Raw genomic sequence first — 18,143 nt, 5'->3', positions numbered from 1 at the left:
TATTCTCGGTCAGTGGCTTCTTATAGCGTCTTTTTTTAAGGAGCTCATTTTGCGAATAAAAATTGCCCATTTTTAAACGAAAGATTTTGCTTTTTGCAGAAAAAGTCAAAGTATATATTTTGCGGTGTCCATGATGAACGGAGTGAGGCGGATACGATGAGATGCAATGGGATGAGCCAATCATTCAAGTAATCTTGTTAAAATCTGGTAACTAATTGATTTAATTGGCGTCCCGGAGAGGATTTGAACCTCCGACCTGCCCCTTAGGAGGGGGCTGCGCTATCCAGCTGTGCCACCGGGACTTAAGAAATTGTAAGTCTACCTTTATCACTGATAAATGACAACTTCCATTTCAATTTTTAGAAAAATGCTGAAAATGAAATCGCATTTGGTTGATTAAAAATTGATATTAATGGGCGTATGATGGACTTGCTATGATATACTGTGAGGATTTTTCATGTCGAGTAGCTTAAATGGATACATCCGATCTAAAATCCCCATTCCATTCAGCCTGGCATTTTGTATGGCAGGTAATTAAGCCTTATCGGTGGTGGTATGTTCTGATGCTCCAAGCTCCGGTGCTCACTGCTTTTTACATTTTTGCAAATAATTATTCCTTTAAGCTCATTGTTGACGCTTTCTCCAATGAAACAATTATCTCATATCATCAACTACTATTTCCTATTTTGTTGTTTATTATAGCGCAAATCACTTTGGATATAGTCTGGAGAATCAGTGATTTTGCGGAATGGAAGGCCGAGCCTTATGCAAGACAAAGGTTGTTAGCTTCTGCCTATAATTATGTGCAATATCATTCTTATAGTTACTTTCAAAATACACCCAGTGGAACTGTAATCAGTAAGCTAAAAGGGCTTTTGGATGGCTATGACAATGTTTTTGCGAATATTCATCATATTGTAGGTAAACATTTTTTTGTCGTTATTGTTTCAGTTTTTGTGCTTTTAGTGGTTAATTTAAGTGTATTTTGCTTCATGCTTGCTTGGTGTGTTTTAGTTATGGCAATCATGTTGCCCATGGCGTTTAAATTAAATCAACTATCTAATAAGACTGCGGAAAGTAAGCATCAAGTCATAGGGGCTCTTTCGGATAATATTACCAATATATTTTCTTTATTTTATTTTGCAAAACGTCGATTTGAACATCAGCGCGTGAGGCAGCTGATGTCTGATGATTTTGTACCAAGCCAAATTGCACTTTATCGATATGATTTTAAGTTTAATATGATCGGATCAGTGCTTTATTGGTTCATGTTAATTACTGTTTATTTATTCATGATATATTTACGTACACATGGGGAGATTTCAACAGGTGACTTCCTGTTTGTTATGCTGACAGCGATTACAATCTCTTTTGATTTATGGACACTTATGAGTAGCCTTTGTACTTTTTTAAAAGAAATTGGTGATTTTAAATCTTCTTTTAACATCTTATCTATGCCTCATGAATCTGTTGATGAGGCTCATGCACAAGATTTCCAAATAAGTGCAGGAAAAATTGATTTTCATCAATTATCTTTTGTCTATAATGAGGGAAAACCTGTATTTGCAAACCTTAATTTACGCATCAAACCTGGAGAGAAAATTGGTTTAGTGGGTCATTCTGGAGCCGGAAAATCTACTTTGATTTCGTTGTTATTGAAAAATTTCAAGCCTACTTCAGGTCAAATTTTAATTGATGATAAGCCGATTTCAAGCATTACATCCGATTCCTTACGGCAACAAATTGCGCTCATCCCTCAAGATATAATGCTTTTTCATCGCACAATTGGTGAGAATATAGGTTATGCAAAAGATAATGCCACACTTCAAGATATAAAAAAGGCGGCTGCCATGGCGAATATGGATGATTTTATTGAGTCTTTGCCGGAAAAATATAATACTCTTGTTGGTGAGCGGGGAGTGAAGCTTTCTGGTGGCCAACGCCAAAGAATTGCAATTGCAAGAGCTTTTTTAAAAAATGCATCCATTGTTATTCTGGATGAGGCAACTTCAAGCCTCGACAGTATTTCGGAGCAGGAAATTCAACAGTCAATTAATGATATGCTGGATCAAAACAAAGCAACAGTTATCGCAATTGCTCATCGTTTGTCAACTATTCGTCATATGGATAGAATTGTTGTGATGGAGGATGGCAAGATCATCGAAGAGGGTTCTTTTGATGAACTGGTCAATAATCAAAATAGTTATTTTAAAAAACTTTGGGATAGTCAAGTAAATGGCATGGTTTTATAAAATTAATAGGAAAATTAAGTCATGTGAAGCAGAACAGGAGAAATTCTGCTTCACTCTAAACAAATATAATTGTAAGTCACTCTAATTTATTCTTCGGGATAGCAATATATATCACCTCCACCAGTGGCGCTCGAATGATATATAATTACATTGCCACCAACAACTTCTACTTTTTCCTTGAGGCATCGATATCCCGAGTACGTATAATAATAATCGCCTTGCGGTATAGGACCTTCAACTGTAGTATAAGTTTGGGTTTCTGGATCAACTGTAATAGGAACGCTTTTCCATGTTTTGGTTTCTGTGATTATAGTGGTATCAGCAAAAACAGCTGTAGCAATTACAAATTGTAATGCGATAAGTAACATTTTTTTCATTTGCATCCTCCCTGCGAATATATTCTAAAATTACCAGTATCCTTAATTAGGGATGCTATGATTAAATATAGCACTGTTTGATCATTAAGTGAATGAGGTGATCTTTGGGTTTAATAAGCAGGGATAGTTAATTTTATATCATTATAAGTATTTTTTAATCTTCTCCCTGTTGAGGGAGAAGATTGAGTTTTAACGGTGACCGTGTACATGTCCACCATCGCTGCGCCCATGTGTATGACTATCGTGTCCATGTACGTGGCTATCATGTCCATGTACGTGGGCGCTAGTGTAAACAGATCCTGTATCCTGATGTCCATGATGGTGAGAGTCCGTATAGACTGATGCAGTAGAATAACTGGGCGAGTAAAAACCAAAATTATCATAACCTGTAGTAACGGTGCGGCTTGGTGTATAAGTAGTGTTGCGGCTAAATAAAAAAGGTAATACACAAACAAGGCCAATCAGGATAAGCGCAATTGGAAATACCGGGGTAAAAGCTGATGCAAATGCCATTTGAGCAGCTATTGTGGTCGTGGTTGCTGCAGCGGACTTGAGACTAACCGCTGCACATATTCCTGCGGTAGTTACGGCAGCTGCAGTGAAGGCAACCATACATTTAAGCATAAAATTGTAATTAGTTTTGTTTTCCTGTTTTGTCTGTTGTGTTTTCATTGGTTACTCCTTTATGTTTCTGCTCGATTAATAATTATCAGTAAAAGTTAATTTTTACCGTGGCTACATCTTTATGAATGTCACTCTCAAGAAAGCGAAAGTGCAGGCACAGGTACAACAAATATCTTGATTAAATCATTATGATCTCGTAAATACGTTATATTTTTTACGTGTTATTCATAATAGAGAGGTACATCACTGAATAATCTGATATATAGATCCTCCGCTTTTGCGGAGGATTGCTAAAATTAAAGAGATATTGACATATTCAACATGATGCACACCAATTTTTATTTGAGTTTTAAAGAGTATTTTTGTGAGATGAGTTTCCAGAATGATGAATTGTCCATTTCAACGATATCAGAAGCTGCATAGTCTAAAAACGTGAATATTCCTTCAATAAAATCTTGTGTCTCTTTATCTCGGGCAAGGAAATGTTCTAGTACTTCTTTTAATCCCATTTCGTCTTTTTGAAATCCGGAGTATTCTGGATTGCTTACTACAAAGCCATCTATAGAAAACCCTGTTTTTAGATTCAAAGTGATTGAGATAAAGACATCAGTAGCTATCACTTCAGAACGAGAAAGATCTTCTGGAAGTTTATCGAGATCAATTTTTGCGGAAAGTAATGCAGTTAACCCCGTATAATTGTTATCATCATCTTTGGTTGTTGATGTGAGTACTCCTTTGATAAAAATGGCATCGCCATATTCTTCAGTATACTCTCTAACTGTTTCTTGCAAGACTTCAATTGCATCAGGGATGATTTTATTACTTTCTTCACGTGTTAAAAACTTTGTGAGATCAAGTCCCAGAGAACCTTTAAAAACAGTGGTTGGATATTTACCATCGCCATAGTCATAGCTCAGATTATCAACTTTTACTGCAAAACTATTTTTTGAGCCTGTTTTTTTATAAAGCCCGTTTAATGCGATTTTTTCGGCACGTTCACTATTGAGTTCTACAGCATCAAATTTTAGTTTCGCAACAGTGTCTTGATTTTGAAATGGCGCCAGAATATTTGTAATTTCTGAATTTAAAAGATCAAGCGCATTGTCACTTGCGAATACACTGGATACAAGACAAAAACTTAAGCCAATAGAACAAAAAAATTTTTTCATATGAAACATCCTGTTTTATTTAAGTTTATTTGGATTTGACAGCTTTATGTTTTATTACAAAAACGAAATTCAAAACCATCAGATGATTTTGCAAAAACTGTGGATCTGTATTATGCCATTTTTTAGTAGTAAAAAAAAATATTTATACGCAGTTTTAAGGGTATGAAATTATTTTTTCGGTTTTTAACCATTTTACAACGTGCATAAACCAATGCCCCGTATTAAGGCGAGGGCATTGGCTGATTTTAATTTTTACTCGTCATCCCAGCTTAAAGTACCGCCTGCTTGATATTCAATGACGCGAGTTTCAAAGAAATTTTTCTCTTTTTTCAAATCCATCATTTCACTCATCCAGGGGAAGGGATTTACAGCCCCTGGGTATTGTTCCGCCAAACCAATTTGAGTGAGGCGGCGATTTGCAATGAAGTGTAAGTACTCTTCAAACATTTCTGCATTCATTCCAAGGATTCCTTGTGGCATGGTATCTTTGGCATATTGATATTCCAAATCTACTCCTTGGCGAATGAGCTGGATTATTTCCTCTTTAAATTCAGAGGTCCATAAATGTGGATTTTCAATTTTAATCTGATTAATCACATCAATACCAAAATTCATATGCATGGATTCATCGCGCAAAATGTATTGGAATTGTTCTGAGGTTCCTACCATTTTATTTCTACGCCCCATGGATAGAATTTGCGTAAAGCCAACATAGAAGAATATTCCTTCAAATACGACATAAAAAGCAATCAAATCGCGTAATAATCGTTGGTCATTTTCTACAGTACCGGTATGGAATGTTTCATCGGCCAAACTTTGAGTGTAAGGTAATGCCCAAGCTGCTTTAGTAGCTACTGATGGGATTTCGCGATACATATTGAATACTTCTGCTTCATCAAGCCCCAAACTTTCAATCACATACTGATAAGCATGAGTATGCAGGGCTTCTTCAAAGGCTTGTCGCAATAGATATTGCCTGCATTCTGGATTGGTTATATGTCTATAAACAGCCAGAACCAGATTATTGGCAACTAAAGAATCAGCTGTTGAGAAAAATCCTAAGTTGCGTTTAATGATTAAACGTTCCGCTTCTGTAAGGCCATTAGGATCTTTCCAGAGTGCTACGTCAGCACTCATACTGATTTCATTGGGCATCCAATGATTTGCACAAGCGGTTAAATATTTATCCCAAGCCCATTTATATTTAAAGGGAACGAGTTGGTTTAAATCGGCGCGGCAATTGATGATGCGCTTATCATCCACATGAATGCGTGCAGCTCCCATTTCAAGAGATTCATAGCCTGTAGCACCTGTAAGAATGATGTCTTGTTGTTGTATGATATTTTCTGACATTTAAGTTCTCCCTAATTATTGGCACGCTTCACAGTCTGGGTCGAGTATGGAACATGCTTTTGGTGCTTCGGTCATTATTTTAACTGCATTAAGTGCGCTATCAGTCACTGTAGATTTCTCCGCATTTGATGCACCCATGCTACGCAAGTAATATGTTGTTTTTAACCCTCGTATCCATGCATGCATGTAAAGTTGATCCAGCTTTTTTCCAGAAGGTTCAGCCATATAAATGTTGAGTGATTGGGCTTGATCAATCCATTTTTGGCGACGAGAAGCTGCATCCACTAGCCAAATCGGATCAATTTCAAAGGAAGTCGCATAACGTTTTTTCAAGTCAGCTGGAATACGACTGATTGGTTGTACGCTGCCATTAAAATATTTCAAGTCATTTACCATCACTTCATCCCAAAGCTCCAGGGCTTTCAAATCTGCAACCAGATAGGGATTGATCACTGTGAACTCGCCTGACAAATTGGATTTGACATATAAGTTTTGATAAGTAGGCTCAATGGATTGTGCTACACCGCAAATATTAGAGATAGTAGCTGTTGGTGCAATAGCCATCACGTTTGAGTTACGCATTCCTTGGGTGCGTACTTTGATGCGTAAGCTTTCCCAATCCAGACGTTGTGAACGATCTTGTTCCAAGTATTTATTGCGTGCTTGTTGTAATAAATTAATAGAGTCAATTGGCAATATACCTTTACTCCATAAGGAACCTTCGTAACTGGAGTAGCTGCCTCTTTCTTTAGCTAAATCACAAGAAGCTTCGATTGCATAATAGCTAATTAACTCCATAGATGAATCAGCAAATTCGACAGCTTCTTCAGAAGCATAATCAATTTTTAACTCATACAATGCATCCTGGAAGCCCATTAAACCAAGCCCAACAGGTCTGTGTTTTAAATTGGAATTACGTGCTTGAGGTACAGAATAATAATTAATATCAATCACGTTATCCAGCATACGAACAGCTGTCTTAATAGTTTGTTTTAGTTTCTCAATATCGAGTTTACCATTTTTGATGTGTGCAGGAAGATTGATACTGCCTAAATTACATACAGCAATTTCTTCTTCTGAAGTATTGAGCGTAATTTCAGTACATAAGTTAGAGCTGTGAACTACGCCACAATGTTGTTGTGGTGAGCGTAAGTTACACGGATCTTTAAACGTCATCCATGGATGGCCAGTTTCAAAAAGCATGGATAACATTTTACGCCACAGTTTGACTGCAGACACCGTTTTTACATTTTTCATAAGACCTTGGTGGGCTTTTTCCTCATATTTATTATATAAAGCTTCAAAGGCCTTACCGAATTGATCATGTAACTCAGGAACTTCATCAGGCGAAAATAAAGTCCAATCAGCATCTTCGCGTACACGCATCATAAATAAATCAGGGATCCATAACGCAGTATTCATGTCATGGGTACGTCGTCGATCATCTCCAGTATTTTTTCTTAATTCTAAAAATTCTTCCACGTCTTTATGCCAACACTCCAAATAAGCACAAACCGCACCTTTACGTTTTCCTCCTTGGTTTACGGCAACTGCTGTGGCATCAGCAACATTTAGAAAAGGAACTACTCCTTGCGATTTTCCATTAGTTCCTTTGATGTGGGATCCCATTGCACGTACGGGTGTCCAGTCATTACCTAAACCCCCTGCATATTTAGAAAGCAAGGCATTATCTTTGATGGCACTGTATATACCATCTAAATGATCAGGGACTGTAGTCAAATAGCAGCTGGAGAGCTGTGGTCTAATCGTCCCAGAATTAAATAGGGTTGGTGTAGAGGACATGTAATCAAAAGAAGACAATAATTGATAAAACTCAATTGCTTTTTCATTTTTATCTTTCTCACGTATTGCCAGGCCCATAGCAACGCGCATGAAAAAAGCCTGGGGTAATTCGTAACGTATTCCTTGGTCATGAATAAAATAACGATCATATAAAGTCTGCAAGCTTAGATAGGTAAATTTCATGTCACGCTCAGGTAATAGCGCTTTACCCAATTTTTCTAAATCAAAATCAGCCATCTTTTCATCAAGCATTCCTTGTTTGATACCATGGGCAACATAGATTTTAAAGTAGGCAGGGTAGAGTTGACTCATTTCATCAAAGGTTGCGTCTGCTTCAATACCTAGTTTGTGCAGTGCTTCTATTCGTAAACAGTCTAAAAGCAAGCGTGCGCTGACATAAGTATAGTTGGGTTCTTTTTCAACTAAAGTACGTGCCGCCATAATTAATGCTTTATGTACATCGGCGAATTTTGCTTCATTGTAAAGGTTACGCAGAGCATCTTTAATCACCGGTTCCGCATCAACATGTTCTAGATTGCGACATGCTTCATGAACAATTGTATCCATACGTTCTGTGTCTAATGGTTTTAATTCTCCATCAGGCATAGTAATCAACAGAAGCTTCTGGTCGCTCGCTTGCTTTTTCAATTCATTTTCGCGTGCTTTACGATGCTCTTCGCGGTATAACACATAGGCTCTGGCTACTTTATAGTGGCCGCTACGCATAAGCGCTAGCTCGACTTGATCCTGGATGTCTTCTATATGAACTGCACCACCACTGGGTAAACGGCGTTTAAAGACTTGCGTGATTTGACGAGTAAGTTCTTCAATTTGCTGATGGATGCGATCCGATGTAGACGCTGTGCCTCCTTCGTCAGCAATAAAGGCTTTGGTAATTGCTATTTTAATTTTTGTATCATCGTAATTTACTACTTTACCATTGCGCTTAATGGTTTTTAATAAACCAGGGGCATTAGCGGTCAATTCCAATTGACTGATTTGCGGCACATCATTTACCGGATCAAGAGTTGCAGACATTTTTCCTCCACTCGGTTTTTATTTTTATTTGAGATAGATATAGTTACAGTATAGTAATAAAAAATCAATATATTGTGTAATTTTTTAATTAAAGTAACAATATAATGTGTTTTTTAAAGAACAAAGTGTTTTTGTCAAGAGAATAATATGGGGGTATTTTGTGGATAAGTTGTGATTCATTCCACAATTATTTTTATTGAGGAATGACATACTGTGGAGATTATGGGCACGTTATTTTCTTTCTCTGAAATTAGGGTCTTATTTTTTTCACGATAATTGCATCACTAACATTAGAAAATCCATGGACATTGAGCAAAAAAGAACCAATATGGGCATACAATTGGCTTGAGCTGCCACCATCGAGGTTGATAGCATCCATGCAGGATAAAGGCGGTGAGCGAAGCAAATGAGCGAGTTTATTGGTAGTCATTGCGGCATTGGTGGTGACTAAGAGAATAATTTTACCGTCAGCAGTGATTCCTAAAGCAGAACGCTCCGCAATGCCGGGTTTTAGTGATGGTATTTTCCGATTAACTAATAATCGGGGACCACTTTGAATGGCAAAATCAATATCATTATCATATTGAAACTGACGAAGACTTGAAATATAAGCCTTGTTATTTTTGATAAAGAACACCCCCCACCAACTAATTCTCTTTAAAGGATTTTCTAATTTTCCATTTGTGATTCTTAGTCCTAGAGGGTTAAATTTATGATCAAAAAAACCGCCATTGATGCTTAAAAGTGCTTTGCTGTGCTCTGCAAATTGATTAACAGATGCATATTTTAAGGACAAATTTTTTGCATTGACTAAACCTAACTTGTTTTTTTTGAGATCGACTCGGAAAACATAGACATGCGACCAAGGAGCAAGTATACCTCCAGCTAGATCTTGATACTCAATCCCAGGGCTTAATTTCTGCCAATTTCCTTCAGCGTGAGATTGAAATGGAACAAAAAAAATAATTATAAAAAACAAGAAAAGGAACAAATATAATTTGTTTGCATGATAAACATTGGTTTGCGAAGACATGTTATTGTATCCTTATGTACATCATTCAACACCACGGAATCTCTTATGCAAATTAAACCGCAACATAACAATAGTGAAGTACATAAGTCAACTACAGATTTAACTCGATTGATGAATGAGGTACTCGAACTTGCCCGCAAAGAGGGTGCAACAGACGCTATGGTCGCTGTGACTAATGACAAGGGTTTTTCAGTCGATGTACGTATGAGAGAGGTGGAAACTGTTGCTTTTAGTGAAGATAAAGGTATTGGATTGACTGTTTATATCGGCAAACGAAAAGGGGGGGCAAGCAGTACGGATACTTCCCCTGCCGCACTGGAAACAATGGTTAAAGCCGCCTGCGATATAGCAAGGGTAAGTGCTGAAGATCCTTGTTTTGGATTAGCAGATAAGGAGTTAATGACGACCAATTATCCTGATCTTGATTTATATCATCCATGGGATATAAATCCTCAGCAAGCAATTGATTTAGCTTTAAAATGTGAAAATTATGCCTTGTCACTGGATAAACGAATTACAAATTCAGATGGGGTCAATGTGTCTACACATGAATCCCACCATGGATTTGCGAATACACATGGGGGCTGTGGCTTCATTCATAGTACACGCCATAGTTTAAGCTGTTCGTTGATTGCGAAAGAAGGTGAAGATATGCAACGTGATTACGATTATACCACCGTTCGTCATGCGAAGGATTTGGTGGATAGTCATTTAGTTGCAAAAAATGCAGTAGAGCGAGCTGTCAGCCGGTTGGGAGCACAACAGATTGCTACACAAACAATCCCTATTATTTTTTCGTCGCGAATTTCTAGTAGCCTATTTTCAAGCTTTATTAATGCAATTAGTGGTTCGAATCTTTATAGAAAAAATACATTTTTACTGGATTCCATAGGACAACAAGTGTTTCCTGAATTTATTCGTATTTATGAGCAACCTCATTTGTTGGGCGCTTTAGGGAGTTCGCCATTTGATAGTGAGGGCGTTCCAACCCGGCCTAATCTCATAGTAGAAAAAGGACGTGTGATGCAATATGTATTAGGAAGTTATTCCGCTCGTAAGCTTGGGTTAAAGACGACGGCAAATAGTGATGGAGTACATAATTTAACAATTGACCCAACAGCAGGGGATCTGGCTGATTTATTAAAAATAATGGGTAAGGGACTGTTAGTTACTGAATTAATGGGCCAAGGAATAAATGGGGTTACAGGAGATTACTCACGAGGAGCTAGTGGTTATTGGGTCGAAAATGGAATGATTCAGTATCCTGTTGATGAAGTGACCATTGCAGGCAATTTAAAAGATATATTTAAAGGGATTCTTGCGGTGGGAAGTGATATCAATCCTAATATTGCTACACGATGTGGTTCTATGCTCATTAACAAGATGATGGTGGCAGGAAAGTAATTTAAGGTAAGTTCGATGTAAAGGCACTTTTATGCGACCTTTACATCGGCTAAACCACATGAATTAAGGCAATGTGATGAATCTACTCATCGTATTAAATTGAGAAAAAACTTGCTTACAAATAAAATCCAGTCCATCTGTTACCTAAGCGGAAGGCCTAAGATCTCCAGGTGGTCACCTGAAATAGATATAATTCTTCTTTAAATAGAGACAATTACTTGCTTTGTTGATTCTATATTCTACGCTTTAGATAAGAGGATTCAATTGGAGACAGCATGCGCAGCTTTATTTTAGCAGCATTGCTGGTTGTCAATACTGCTTTTGCTGATGGAGAGGTTGTCGGTTTTGCAGCATTTGAAAATGGAGATTATACAACTGCTTATCCTTATTTGATGCAAGCAGCCAGAGATGGCAATATTGAGGCCATGTATTTACTGGGTCGTATGTTCCAATATGGACAAGGTGTATCAAAAAATCATGAAGAAGCGCTCAAGTGGTATCAAAAATCTGCAGAAAAAAATTATCCTTTAGCACAATTAAGCCTAGGTTTTATGTATGATCTGGGTGAAGGGGTAAAACAAAATTTTCCTGAGGCGTTTAAATGGTATATGAAGTCGGCACAACAAGGAAATGCTATCGCGCAAAGAAATATTGCTTTGATGTATAGTACCGGGGATGGTGTCCAAGCCAATAAAAAAATGGCATTTGATTGGTTCGAAAAATCAGCAAAACAAGGGTACAGTAAAGCACAGGTGAATCTCGCTTATGATTATATTATGGGGGAGGGAACCAAAAAAGATGTGAATAAGGCCTTCTACTGGTATCAAAAGGCAGCAGAACAAGGTGATGCAAAGGCAGAATACAGTTTAGGGCTATTATATACTGGGCAGCAGCCTGGTGTTGGTCAAGATGATCAAGCTGCTTTTTACTGGTTTTCACAAGCAGCAAATCAAGGTCATCCCAGGGCACAAACTTATTTAGCTTATTACTATCTAAAAGGTTATGGAGTTGAGGCGGATCCCCAAAAAGCAGCATATTGGTATCAGGTCGCTGCCCAAAATGGACAATCCGAAGCCCAGGTTGAAATAGGTCAATTGCTTCTCACAGGAACAGGGGTAGATAAAGATTATGCACAATCTTTCTATTGGTTTACCAAAGCGGCAGCACAGGGAAACACTTTGGGACAGGCTAAATTAGGTTATATGTATCTTGCAGGATTAGGAGTCGATAAAGATTGGATTAAAGCGTATGCTTTATTTAAAATCGCAGCGAAAAATAAAAATCAGGAAGCAGCAAAGGAGCTAAAAATACTCCAAAAAAAATTATCTGCGGATGAGATAAAAGAAGCTGAAGAGCTGACTAAAGAAATAGCACAGAATATGAAACAAGAATCACAAGATAATTAGAAAATATTCAAACTCTCTCTAAGAAGCGTAACCGTTATTTTTCCATTTTTATCACGATTTCTTTTAAATAAAGAGTATACGGTCAAGTTTATATTATCACTGGTAGCAGAGGCTACATTGAGAAAGTAACTACTTTCAAGAGTGATCTGGTCACTAGCAATATCAAGTTTTTGGAGTAATTCAGCGATTTTTTTTAAGTCTTTAATTCCATTTTCTTTTCTCTGATTCAAAAGCTCATTAAGTTGGGTCTCTTTTATCGTGCTGCTGAGTGACTTTAGTACTTGTTTTGGTGCGGTATTGATATTAATAGGCGTGGTCTCAGGTAATGCACATACGAAGGGCTCTAAAGATAAATAAACAGGGGCACTTACATCTTTAACCAATCGTAATTCTGATTGGCTACTCATGAGTTGATGACTTGGGTAATAAGGGGGTTTTTGGCTTGTATAATAAGAGAGGTAGTTATCTTTGCCCCGAGCAAGATCATAGGATGTGAGCCAATCACTAACTGCAAGAGTTAATTGCGTTTTTTCTGCTTCAGTGATTTGTGGTATAGTCGCGCCAATTAGATTGACAAACCCCATCATTGCTTTTTTATTTGTCAAATTATTTAGGTTATATCGAGATTGTAAATCATATATTGCGCCACTTAATACAACTGTTTTCTCAATGTGTTCCATGTTGGGAGGATATTGACCTACTATTCCCTGAGCGCTGGCTTTAATAAATTTATTTTTCGGATTACTTAATTCTCCCATTGCCCAATAAGTTTCTGCTTGGGCAGCAAGATAAAGTTTATCATGAGAGACAATCAATTTTGTACGGTAAATATCTAACTGGATTTTAGAGCTCATTGCTGTAGCTACTATTGCAACCAGGGTCATGATAAAAAGAGCAGTAAGCAGCGCGCTACCTTTATTTAATCTCTTATGGAATGCAGGCTTAATCGTCTTAGCTTTGGGCATAAAGGGCGCCTGGTAGGGTGAATAATAAATTGATCTCTCCTTGATCATGCAAGGTCAGATTCACTTGTATGGCTTTGGGAAATGGCTCTTTGTGTTGATTTAAGCCCACTGCCTGTTCTCTCCATTCAGGGAGTATTTGTAAGTTTTGATTTAAGTAACCAAAATGGCAGTCAGTAAGTTGTGACAATAAAGGTTTATCATCATAAGCATTTCGATTTAAGCTATCAAGGGTATTCCATGAACGACGAATTAAAGTTCCTTCTTGACAAATATAAGCTACTCGTTTTAGTGTGCTTCGTTTCTCAATACTACCTGGATTTACCACTCCATCACGAGTAAATTCCAGATAATTTGTCTGTCCTATAAAAGCTGAAAATAGCCGCATTTCATTGCCTCTTATAGCTCGTTCTATTACTTGGCTCGTATCTTGTTGAATTAGACTTATTGCGAGTTGCAATTCATTTAAACGGGTGCTTTGTTCATTAACTCGAGAGCGCGTTGTAAAGGCATTATATAAAACGGATGTGGTGATTGTAGCAAGAATGGCAAATACGGCCAGCGCGATTAAAATTTCAATTAGAGTAAAGCCCCTAATTTTATTTTGTTTTTTTAAGGTTTTTTTCATGGCACATACCTGAATGCCTGCAGCTCTTCCCTAAAAGGACCTGCTTTTTCGGTGCTTACCAAAATAATTATTTTTTGAATACTTTTGTGCGAAGTTGAGCTAATTTTTGCTCGCCAATACCAATGTTCATTAAGCATCGTTGTATCCTGGGTTGTTTCTTGGCTTGAGCTCACCTGCAGTAAGTTAAGCTGAATCATGGCTACCCCTTGCATAGCAACCCAGTGGCTTACTGTTTTTTCTTTAATACGCCGTGCGGTTTCAACATTTTGTGAAATTGCTTTGAGTAAAGCCGTTAGTGCAATAGCAATAACAGAAAGGGCTAATAATACTTCAATTAGTGTAAATCCTGCTTTTTTATCTTGTTTTATCATTATTAACCACATTAAATTTCAAACTTCCATTTGATTTGCCTACAATTAAGGCCATATTGTGCTCTTGTTCTGTGCCGAAATACAAAGAAAATGGGGTCATATCTCCAGATGAGGTCAAAATGATAGAAGGCCCTCCAGACAGAGTACGGTGGTTGGTTTTTAGGCTGATATAGGTGTCTTGGGGAAAATAGGTGATTTTGAACACTCCTTTATTAGAAATGGGCTTCCATTGCGAATTATTATGCAGCTGAAGAATTTGATAGCTATCGTTATTAATGCGCAGACCAAGTGTACTGGTCTCTAAAATAGCTTGCTGTTGTGCTAACTGGAGTGTATTTAGTAGTTGCTCGGCGGCAAACAGGATACGTCGACTTTCCCCAAAATCACCAAAGCTAATTAAGGCAAAACCAAAAGTTATGCCTATAATCACTAAAACGATTAAAATTTCAATTAAAGTAAAACCTAGATTATCTTTTCTCATCCCAATTACCGATCTCGGCATTAATCCCTGTACCTCCAGGTTGCCCTTCCGCCCCATAGGTAAACACATCCACATCACCATGTTGTCCAGGATTTAAATAAAGATAGTCTCTTCCCCATGGATCAGTTGGTAATGATTTTAAATATTGTTTCCAATTGTTAGGAGTTGGGTTGGAAGTAGGTTTCTCGACAAGTGCCGCTAATCCTTGATCCGTAGTCGGATAAATACCGTTATCAAGTTTATATAAGTCAAGGGCATTTTGGATTGCAAGTACATCTTGTTTTGCTTTGACTTTTCGTGCCTCGTCGGGGCGACCCATAATTTTAGGAACCACTATAGAGGCAAGAATACCCAATATAACGACCACAACCATGATTTCAATTAATGAGAAACCTTTTTGTCTATTCATCTTTACTCCGTCTAAATATAACCCAGGTAATGGAGGCACCTGCCATAAAGCAAACCCCAGGAAATCCATATTATACCCCATTTGGGGTTTTATTTATTGTGCTATTGTACCATATCAAGTAATTAATTGTTCCATTGAGAAAATTGGAAGCAAGGTAGCTAAAACAATAAATAAAACGATTGCTCCCATCAACAAAATGACCAAAGGTTCTAATAAGGTAAGTGATGTATCAATTAAACGTTTTACCTCATTATCGAGATGCAATGCGGCACGTTCCATCATATTTGCTAATTGACCGCTTTTTTCGCCACTGGCAATTAAATGGATTGCCATAGGGCTGATATAGCCTGTTTCCTTTAGGGCTTCATTAATTCCACATCCTTCCCTTACTTTTATTGCCGTCGTATCAAAAGACTGACGCATGATAACATTGGTCACCAAACTTGCTGCAACGCGCATTGTTTCAAGAACGTTTACACCTGCAGCGAAAAGTATACCAAAAGTATGAATATAACGTGAGACATTAATCGTTTTTACCAGATAAGACACTATAGGAAGTTTTAGCAGAAGGCGATGCCAGAAGGTTTTAATTTTAATGTTAGCTAAGCTTTTTTTAAACGCAATCAACAGGAGAAGAAGTCCAAGTAAGGTATAGAGGCCATAATTTTTAATGAAATTGCTCAAACTGATTAGAAGCACAGTCATTTCAGGCAGAGTTTGTCCGCTGCTTGTGAATACTTCGATGATTTTGGGGACCACGAAGCTCAATAAAAAGGATATAATGCCAATTGATACGATGATCATAATGATTGGATAGATCAAAGCCTGCTGAACTTTTTGTTTTGTTTGTTGTTGATTTTCGGTGTAATCTGCCAATTTTTCTAAAACGACATCCAAACGACCAGTTTGTTCACCTGACCCGACCGTTGCCCGATATAATTCAGGAAATGCATGAGGGTATTGAGCCATAGCTTGCGCCAAACCATAGCCCTCAAGCACTTTTGAGCGAACACCGATAATTAACTCTCTAACTTTGTCTTTTTCTGTTTGTTCACTAACACCGCGTAATGATTCTTCTACAGGAATCCCAGCCGCCAATAATGTGGCTAATTGGCGAGTGAATAAAGCCAGATCTGCTGCATAAATTTTACTTTTGGCGTGATTGCCTGAGCGTTGTTGTGTTAGAATGCGAATCTGTGTGGGGATCAGTCCTCGATCACGTAAAAGTTGGCGCGCATGGCGTTCGGAGTCCGCTTCGAGCACTCCTTTAGTCGTATTGCCATTTTTTTGTAGTGCCTGATATTGATACGCACCCATAGTTTTATTATTGTTATGAAGTAAAACATACAGTTTAATCTATTAGGTTTAAGAAGTCACTTAAGGTACACTATACAACCAGATTATCCTGGAGACCTATAATGAGCAAAAATACCATACTTGAGGCAATTAAAGAGCACGAGGCAAAATTAATTGACTTACGATTTACTGATATACGCGGGAAGGAACAACATATTACTATTCCAGTTTCTGCTGTAGATAATGATTTTGTTGAAAATGGGAAAATGATCGATGGATCTTCTTTTAAAGGATGGCAAAAAATTCACCAGTCAGATTTGGCTTTGATACCTGATTTAGAAACAATCAAGCTTGACCCTTTTTTTCAAGACAATACCTTATTTATCCGTTGCAACGTTGTTGATCCTAAAACCATGATGGGATATGAGCGCTGCCCTCGATCTCTTGCTTTACGAGCCGAAGCTTATTTACAATCCACAGGAATAGCTGATACTGCGTTTTTTGGTCCTGAACCCGAATTTTTCATTTTTGATAGCGTCCAATGGGAAACTAATATTGGTGGCGCTTTTTATAAAATTGATTCGGAAGAGGCTCAATGGTACTCAGGAAAGGAGCTGGAGGGAGGAAATATTGGCCATCGTCCAGGAATAAAAGGTGGTTATTTTCCGGTACCTCCAGTAGATTCTTCGCATGATATACGGTCAGCAATGTGTTTGACTTTAGAATCATTAGGAACAATCGTCGAGGCGCATCATCATGAGGTCGCTACAGCAAATCAGTGTGAAATTGCAACTCGTTTTAATACCTTGACCAAAAAAGCAGATGAGTTACAAATCTTAAAATACGTGGTACATAATGTTGCACATAATTACGGCAAAACAGCTACTTTTATGCCTAAGCCATTAGTGGGAGACAATGGAAGTGGGATGCATTGCCACCAATCCTTATCTAAAGATGGTGTTAATCTGTTTTCTGGGGATCAGTATGCGGGACTTTCAGAAACTGCATTGTATTACATCGGAGGCATTATAAAACATGCTCGTGCTTTAAATGCATTTACGAATCCAGCAACAAATAGTTATAAGCGTTTAGTTCCAGGCTTTGAAGCTCCCGTTCTATTAGCTTATTCTGCAAGAAATCGATCAGCGGCTATTCGTATTCCTCATGTAAATAACCCCAAAGCACGTCGTATTGAAATACGATTCCCTGATCCTACAGCAAATCCTTACCTTGCGTTTTCAGCAATGATGATGGCCGGTTTAGATGGTATTCAAAGAAAAATTCATCCAGGGCAGGCAATGGATAAAGATCTTTATGATTTACCACCAGAGGAACTTGTTGATATACCTACAGTATGTTCTTCATTAGAACAATCAATGGAACATCTGAAGATGGATCATGAATTCTTATTACAAGGTGATGTATTTAGTAAAGACTTTATTATGAATTACATCAACATGAAAGAAGAAGAAACAAGTAGAATTAGAAGTCTGACTCATCCTTATGAGTTTGAGTTATATTACAGCCTTTAGGACTA

General features: G+C 37.7%; 16 protein-coding genes and 1 tRNA gene. 4 read left to right on the top strand and 13 right to left on the bottom strand.

From position 1 onward, the window contains the following. Positions 1-225: 225 nt before the first annotated feature. A tRNA-Arg gene (locus EKG34_RS13535) sits at positions 226-302 on the bottom strand. A 171-nt stretch (positions 303-473) separates the two neighbouring features. Here EKG34_RS13535 and EKG34_RS13530 point away from each other — a divergent pair. Further along, positions 474-2,252, top strand: a complete 1,779-nt coding sequence (locus EKG34_RS13530; RefSeq protein ID WP_012979056.1) for an ABC transporter ATP-binding protein — start codon at positions 474-476, stop codon at positions 2,250-2,252. An 86-nt stretch (positions 2,253-2,338) separates the two neighbouring features. On the opposite strand, the gene EKG34_RS13525 is transcribed toward EKG34_RS13530, so the two are convergent. The 6 genes from EKG34_RS13525 to EKG34_RS13500 all read right to left on the bottom strand — a co-directional run bounded on the left by EKG34_RS13525 (position 2,339) and on the right by EKG34_RS13500 (position 9,649). Beyond that, the gene (locus EKG34_RS13525; RefSeq protein ID WP_003631804.1) at positions 2,339-2,629 is read right to left on the bottom strand and encodes a hypothetical protein; all 291 of its coding nucleotides are present in this window, start codon (positions 2,627-2,629) and stop codon (positions 2,339-2,341) included. Positions 2,630-2,818: 189 nt separating this feature from the next. Then, a complete protein-coding gene (locus EKG34_RS13520; protein ID WP_003631801.1) occupies positions 2,819-3,301 on the bottom strand; it encodes an urease accessory protein UreE in 483 nt (160 codons plus the stop codon). A 290-nt stretch (positions 3,302-3,591) separates the two neighbouring features. Further along, on the bottom strand, positions 3,592-4,422 hold the full coding sequence (locus EKG34_RS13515) for a hypothetical protein (protein ID WP_003631800.1): 831 nt from the start codon (positions 4,420-4,422) through the stop codon (positions 3,592-3,594). Positions 4,423-4,674: 252 nt separating this feature from the next. After that, on the bottom strand, positions 4,675-5,775 hold the full coding sequence (locus EKG34_RS13510) for a ribonucleotide-diphosphate reductase subunit beta (protein WP_003631799.1): 1,101 nt from the start codon (positions 5,773-5,775) through the stop codon (positions 4,675-4,677). 15 nt (positions 5,776-5,790) lie between these two features. Further along, positions 5,791-8,616: a ribonucleoside-diphosphate reductase subunit alpha gene (locus EKG34_RS13505; RefSeq protein ID WP_003631798.1), complete on the bottom strand. Its 2,826-nt coding sequence runs from the start codon at positions 8,614-8,616 to the stop codon at positions 5,791-5,793. A 250-nt stretch (positions 8,617-8,866) separates the two neighbouring features. Beyond that, the gene (locus EKG34_RS13500) at positions 8,867-9,649 is read right to left on the bottom strand and encodes a phosphodiester glycosidase family protein (protein WP_003631797.1); all 783 of its coding nucleotides are present in this window, start codon (positions 9,647-9,649) and stop codon (positions 8,867-8,869) included. A gap of 45 nt (positions 9,650-9,694) precedes the next feature. Here EKG34_RS13500 and pmbA point away from each other — a divergent pair, with 45 nt between their 5' ends. Continuing rightward, positions 9,695-11,053 carry a metalloprotease PmbA gene (pmbA, locus tag EKG34_RS13495; protein ID WP_003631796.1) on the top strand — a complete coding sequence of 453 codons (1,359 nt, stop codon included), beginning with the start codon at positions 9,695-9,697 and terminating at the stop codon, positions 11,051-11,053. Between the two features lie 275 nt (positions 11,054-11,328). Continuing rightward, a complete protein-coding gene (locus EKG34_RS13490) occupies positions 11,329-12,459 on the top strand; it encodes a tetratricopeptide repeat protein (protein WP_003631795.1) in 1,131 nt (376 codons plus the stop codon). Here the strand turns inward: EKG34_RS13490 and gspK are convergent. From gspK to lspF, 6 genes are all read right to left on the bottom strand, one after another. Next, positions 12,456-13,424 (bottom strand): type II secretion system minor pseudopilin GspK, encoded by a 969-nt coding sequence (gene gspK / locus EKG34_RS13485; protein WP_003631794.1) that lies wholly within the window; start codon positions 13,422-13,424, stop codon positions 12,456-12,458. The two genes, EKG34_RS13490 and gspK, sit on opposite strands and share 4 nt — an antisense overlap. Next, entirely contained in the window at positions 13,411-14,049 is a 639-nt protein-coding gene (gene lspJ / locus EKG34_RS13480) for a GspJ family T2SS minor pseudopilin variant LspJ (RefSeq protein WP_003631793.1), read from the bottom strand. The genes gspK and lspJ overlap by 14 nt, the downstream gene beginning before the upstream one ends. Further along, complete coding sequence (gene lspI / locus EKG34_RS13475) at positions 14,046-14,420, bottom strand: GspI family T2SS minor pseudopilin variant LspI (RefSeq protein WP_003631792.1); 375 nt, start codon at positions 14,418-14,420, stop codon at positions 14,046-14,048. Before lspI ends, lspJ begins: the two co-directional genes overlap by 4 nt. After that, on the bottom strand, positions 14,404-14,901 hold the full coding sequence (gene gspH, locus EKG34_RS13470) for a type II secretion system minor pseudopilin GspH (protein WP_012979060.1): 498 nt from the start codon (positions 14,899-14,901) through the stop codon (positions 14,404-14,406). Before gspH ends, lspI begins: the two co-directional genes overlap by 17 nt. After that, the gene (gene lspG, locus EKG34_RS13465; RefSeq protein WP_012979061.1) at positions 14,888-15,310 is read right to left on the bottom strand and encodes a GspG family T2SS major pseudopilin variant LspG; all 423 of its coding nucleotides are present in this window, start codon (positions 15,308-15,310) and stop codon (positions 14,888-14,890) included. Before lspG ends, gspH begins: the two co-directional genes overlap by 14 nt. 114 nt (positions 15,311-15,424) lie before the next feature. After that, a complete protein-coding gene (gene lspF, locus EKG34_RS13460; RefSeq protein ID WP_003631788.1) occupies positions 15,425-16,627 on the bottom strand; it encodes a GspF family T2SS innner membrane protein variant LspF in 1,203 nt (400 codons plus the stop codon). 101 nt (positions 16,628-16,728) lie between these two features. On the opposite strand from lspF, the gene glnA reads away from it, so the two are divergent. Next, positions 16,729-18,138 (top strand): type I glutamate--ammonia ligase, encoded by a 1,410-nt coding sequence (gene glnA, locus EKG34_RS13455; protein WP_003631787.1) that lies wholly within the window; start codon positions 16,729-16,731, stop codon positions 18,136-18,138. Positions 18,139-18,143: the final 5 nt, after the last annotated feature.

It is taken from the genome of Legionella longbeachae (assembly GCF_004283175.1).
GTDB classification, from domain to species: Bacteria; Pseudomonadota; Gammaproteobacteria; order Legionellales; family Legionellaceae; genus Legionella; species Legionella longbeachae.
The sequence above is the reverse complement of the archived record's forward strand: the minus strand, read 5'-3'. Positions and strand labels throughout refer to the sequence as shown.

Excerpts from the sequence above, each read along its gene's own strand:
- glnA (WP_003631787.1), top strand. The coding sequence starts at position 16,729 with ATGAGCAAAAATACCATACTTGAGGCAATTAAAGAGCACGAGGCAAAA.
- EKG34_RS13515 (WP_003631800.1), bottom strand. The coding sequence starts at position 4,422 with ATGAAAAAATTTTTTTGTTCTATTGGCTTAAGTTTTTGTCTTGTATCC.
- EKG34_RS13500 (WP_003631797.1), bottom strand. The coding sequence starts at position 9,649 with ATGTCTTCGCAAACCAATGTTTATCATGCAAACAAATTATATTTGTTC.
- EKG34_RS13525 (WP_003631804.1), bottom strand. The coding sequence starts at position 2,629 with ATGAAAAAAATGTTACTTATCGCATTACAATTTGTAATTGCTACAGCT.
- EKG34_RS13505 (WP_003631798.1), bottom strand. The coding sequence starts at position 8,616 with ATGTCTGCAACTCTTGATCCGGTAAATGATGTGCCGCAAATCAGTCAA.
- EKG34_RS13530 (WP_012979056.1), top strand. The coding sequence starts at position 474 with ATGGATACATCCGATCTAAAATCCCCATTCCATTCAGCCTGGCATTTT.
- EKG34_RS13510 (WP_003631799.1), bottom strand. The coding sequence starts at position 5,775 with ATGTCAGAAAATATCATACAACAACAAGACATCATTCTTACAGGTGCT.
- lspI (WP_003631792.1), bottom strand. The coding sequence starts at position 14,420 with ATGATAAAACAAGATAAAAAAGCAGGATTTACACTAATTGAAGTATTA.
- pmbA (WP_003631796.1), top strand. The coding sequence starts at position 9,695 with ATGCAAATTAAACCGCAACATAACAATAGTGAAGTACATAAGTCAACT.
- gspK (WP_003631794.1), bottom strand. The coding sequence starts at position 13,424 with ATGCCCAAAGCTAAGACGATTAAGCCTGCATTCCATAAGAGATTAAAT.
- EKG34_RS13520 (WP_003631801.1), bottom strand. The coding sequence starts at position 3,301 with ATGAAAACACAACAGACAAAACAGGAAAACAAAACTAATTACAATTTT.
- EKG34_RS13490 (WP_003631795.1), top strand. The coding sequence starts at position 11,329 with ATGCGCAGCTTTATTTTAGCAGCATTGCTGGTTGTCAATACTGCTTTT.
- lspG (WP_012979061.1), bottom strand. The coding sequence starts at position 15,310 with ATGAATAGACAAAAAGGTTTCTCATTAATTGAAATCATGGTTGTGGTC.
- lspF (WP_003631788.1), bottom strand. The coding sequence starts at position 16,627 with ATGGGTGCGTATCAATATCAGGCACTACAAAAAAATGGCAATACGACT.
- gspH (WP_012979060.1), bottom strand. The coding sequence starts at position 14,901 with ATGAGAAAAGATAATCTAGGTTTTACTTTAATTGAAATTTTAATCGTT.
- lspJ (WP_003631793.1), bottom strand. The coding sequence starts at position 14,049 with ATGAAAAAAACCTTAAAAAAACAAAATAAAATTAGGGGCTTTACTCTA.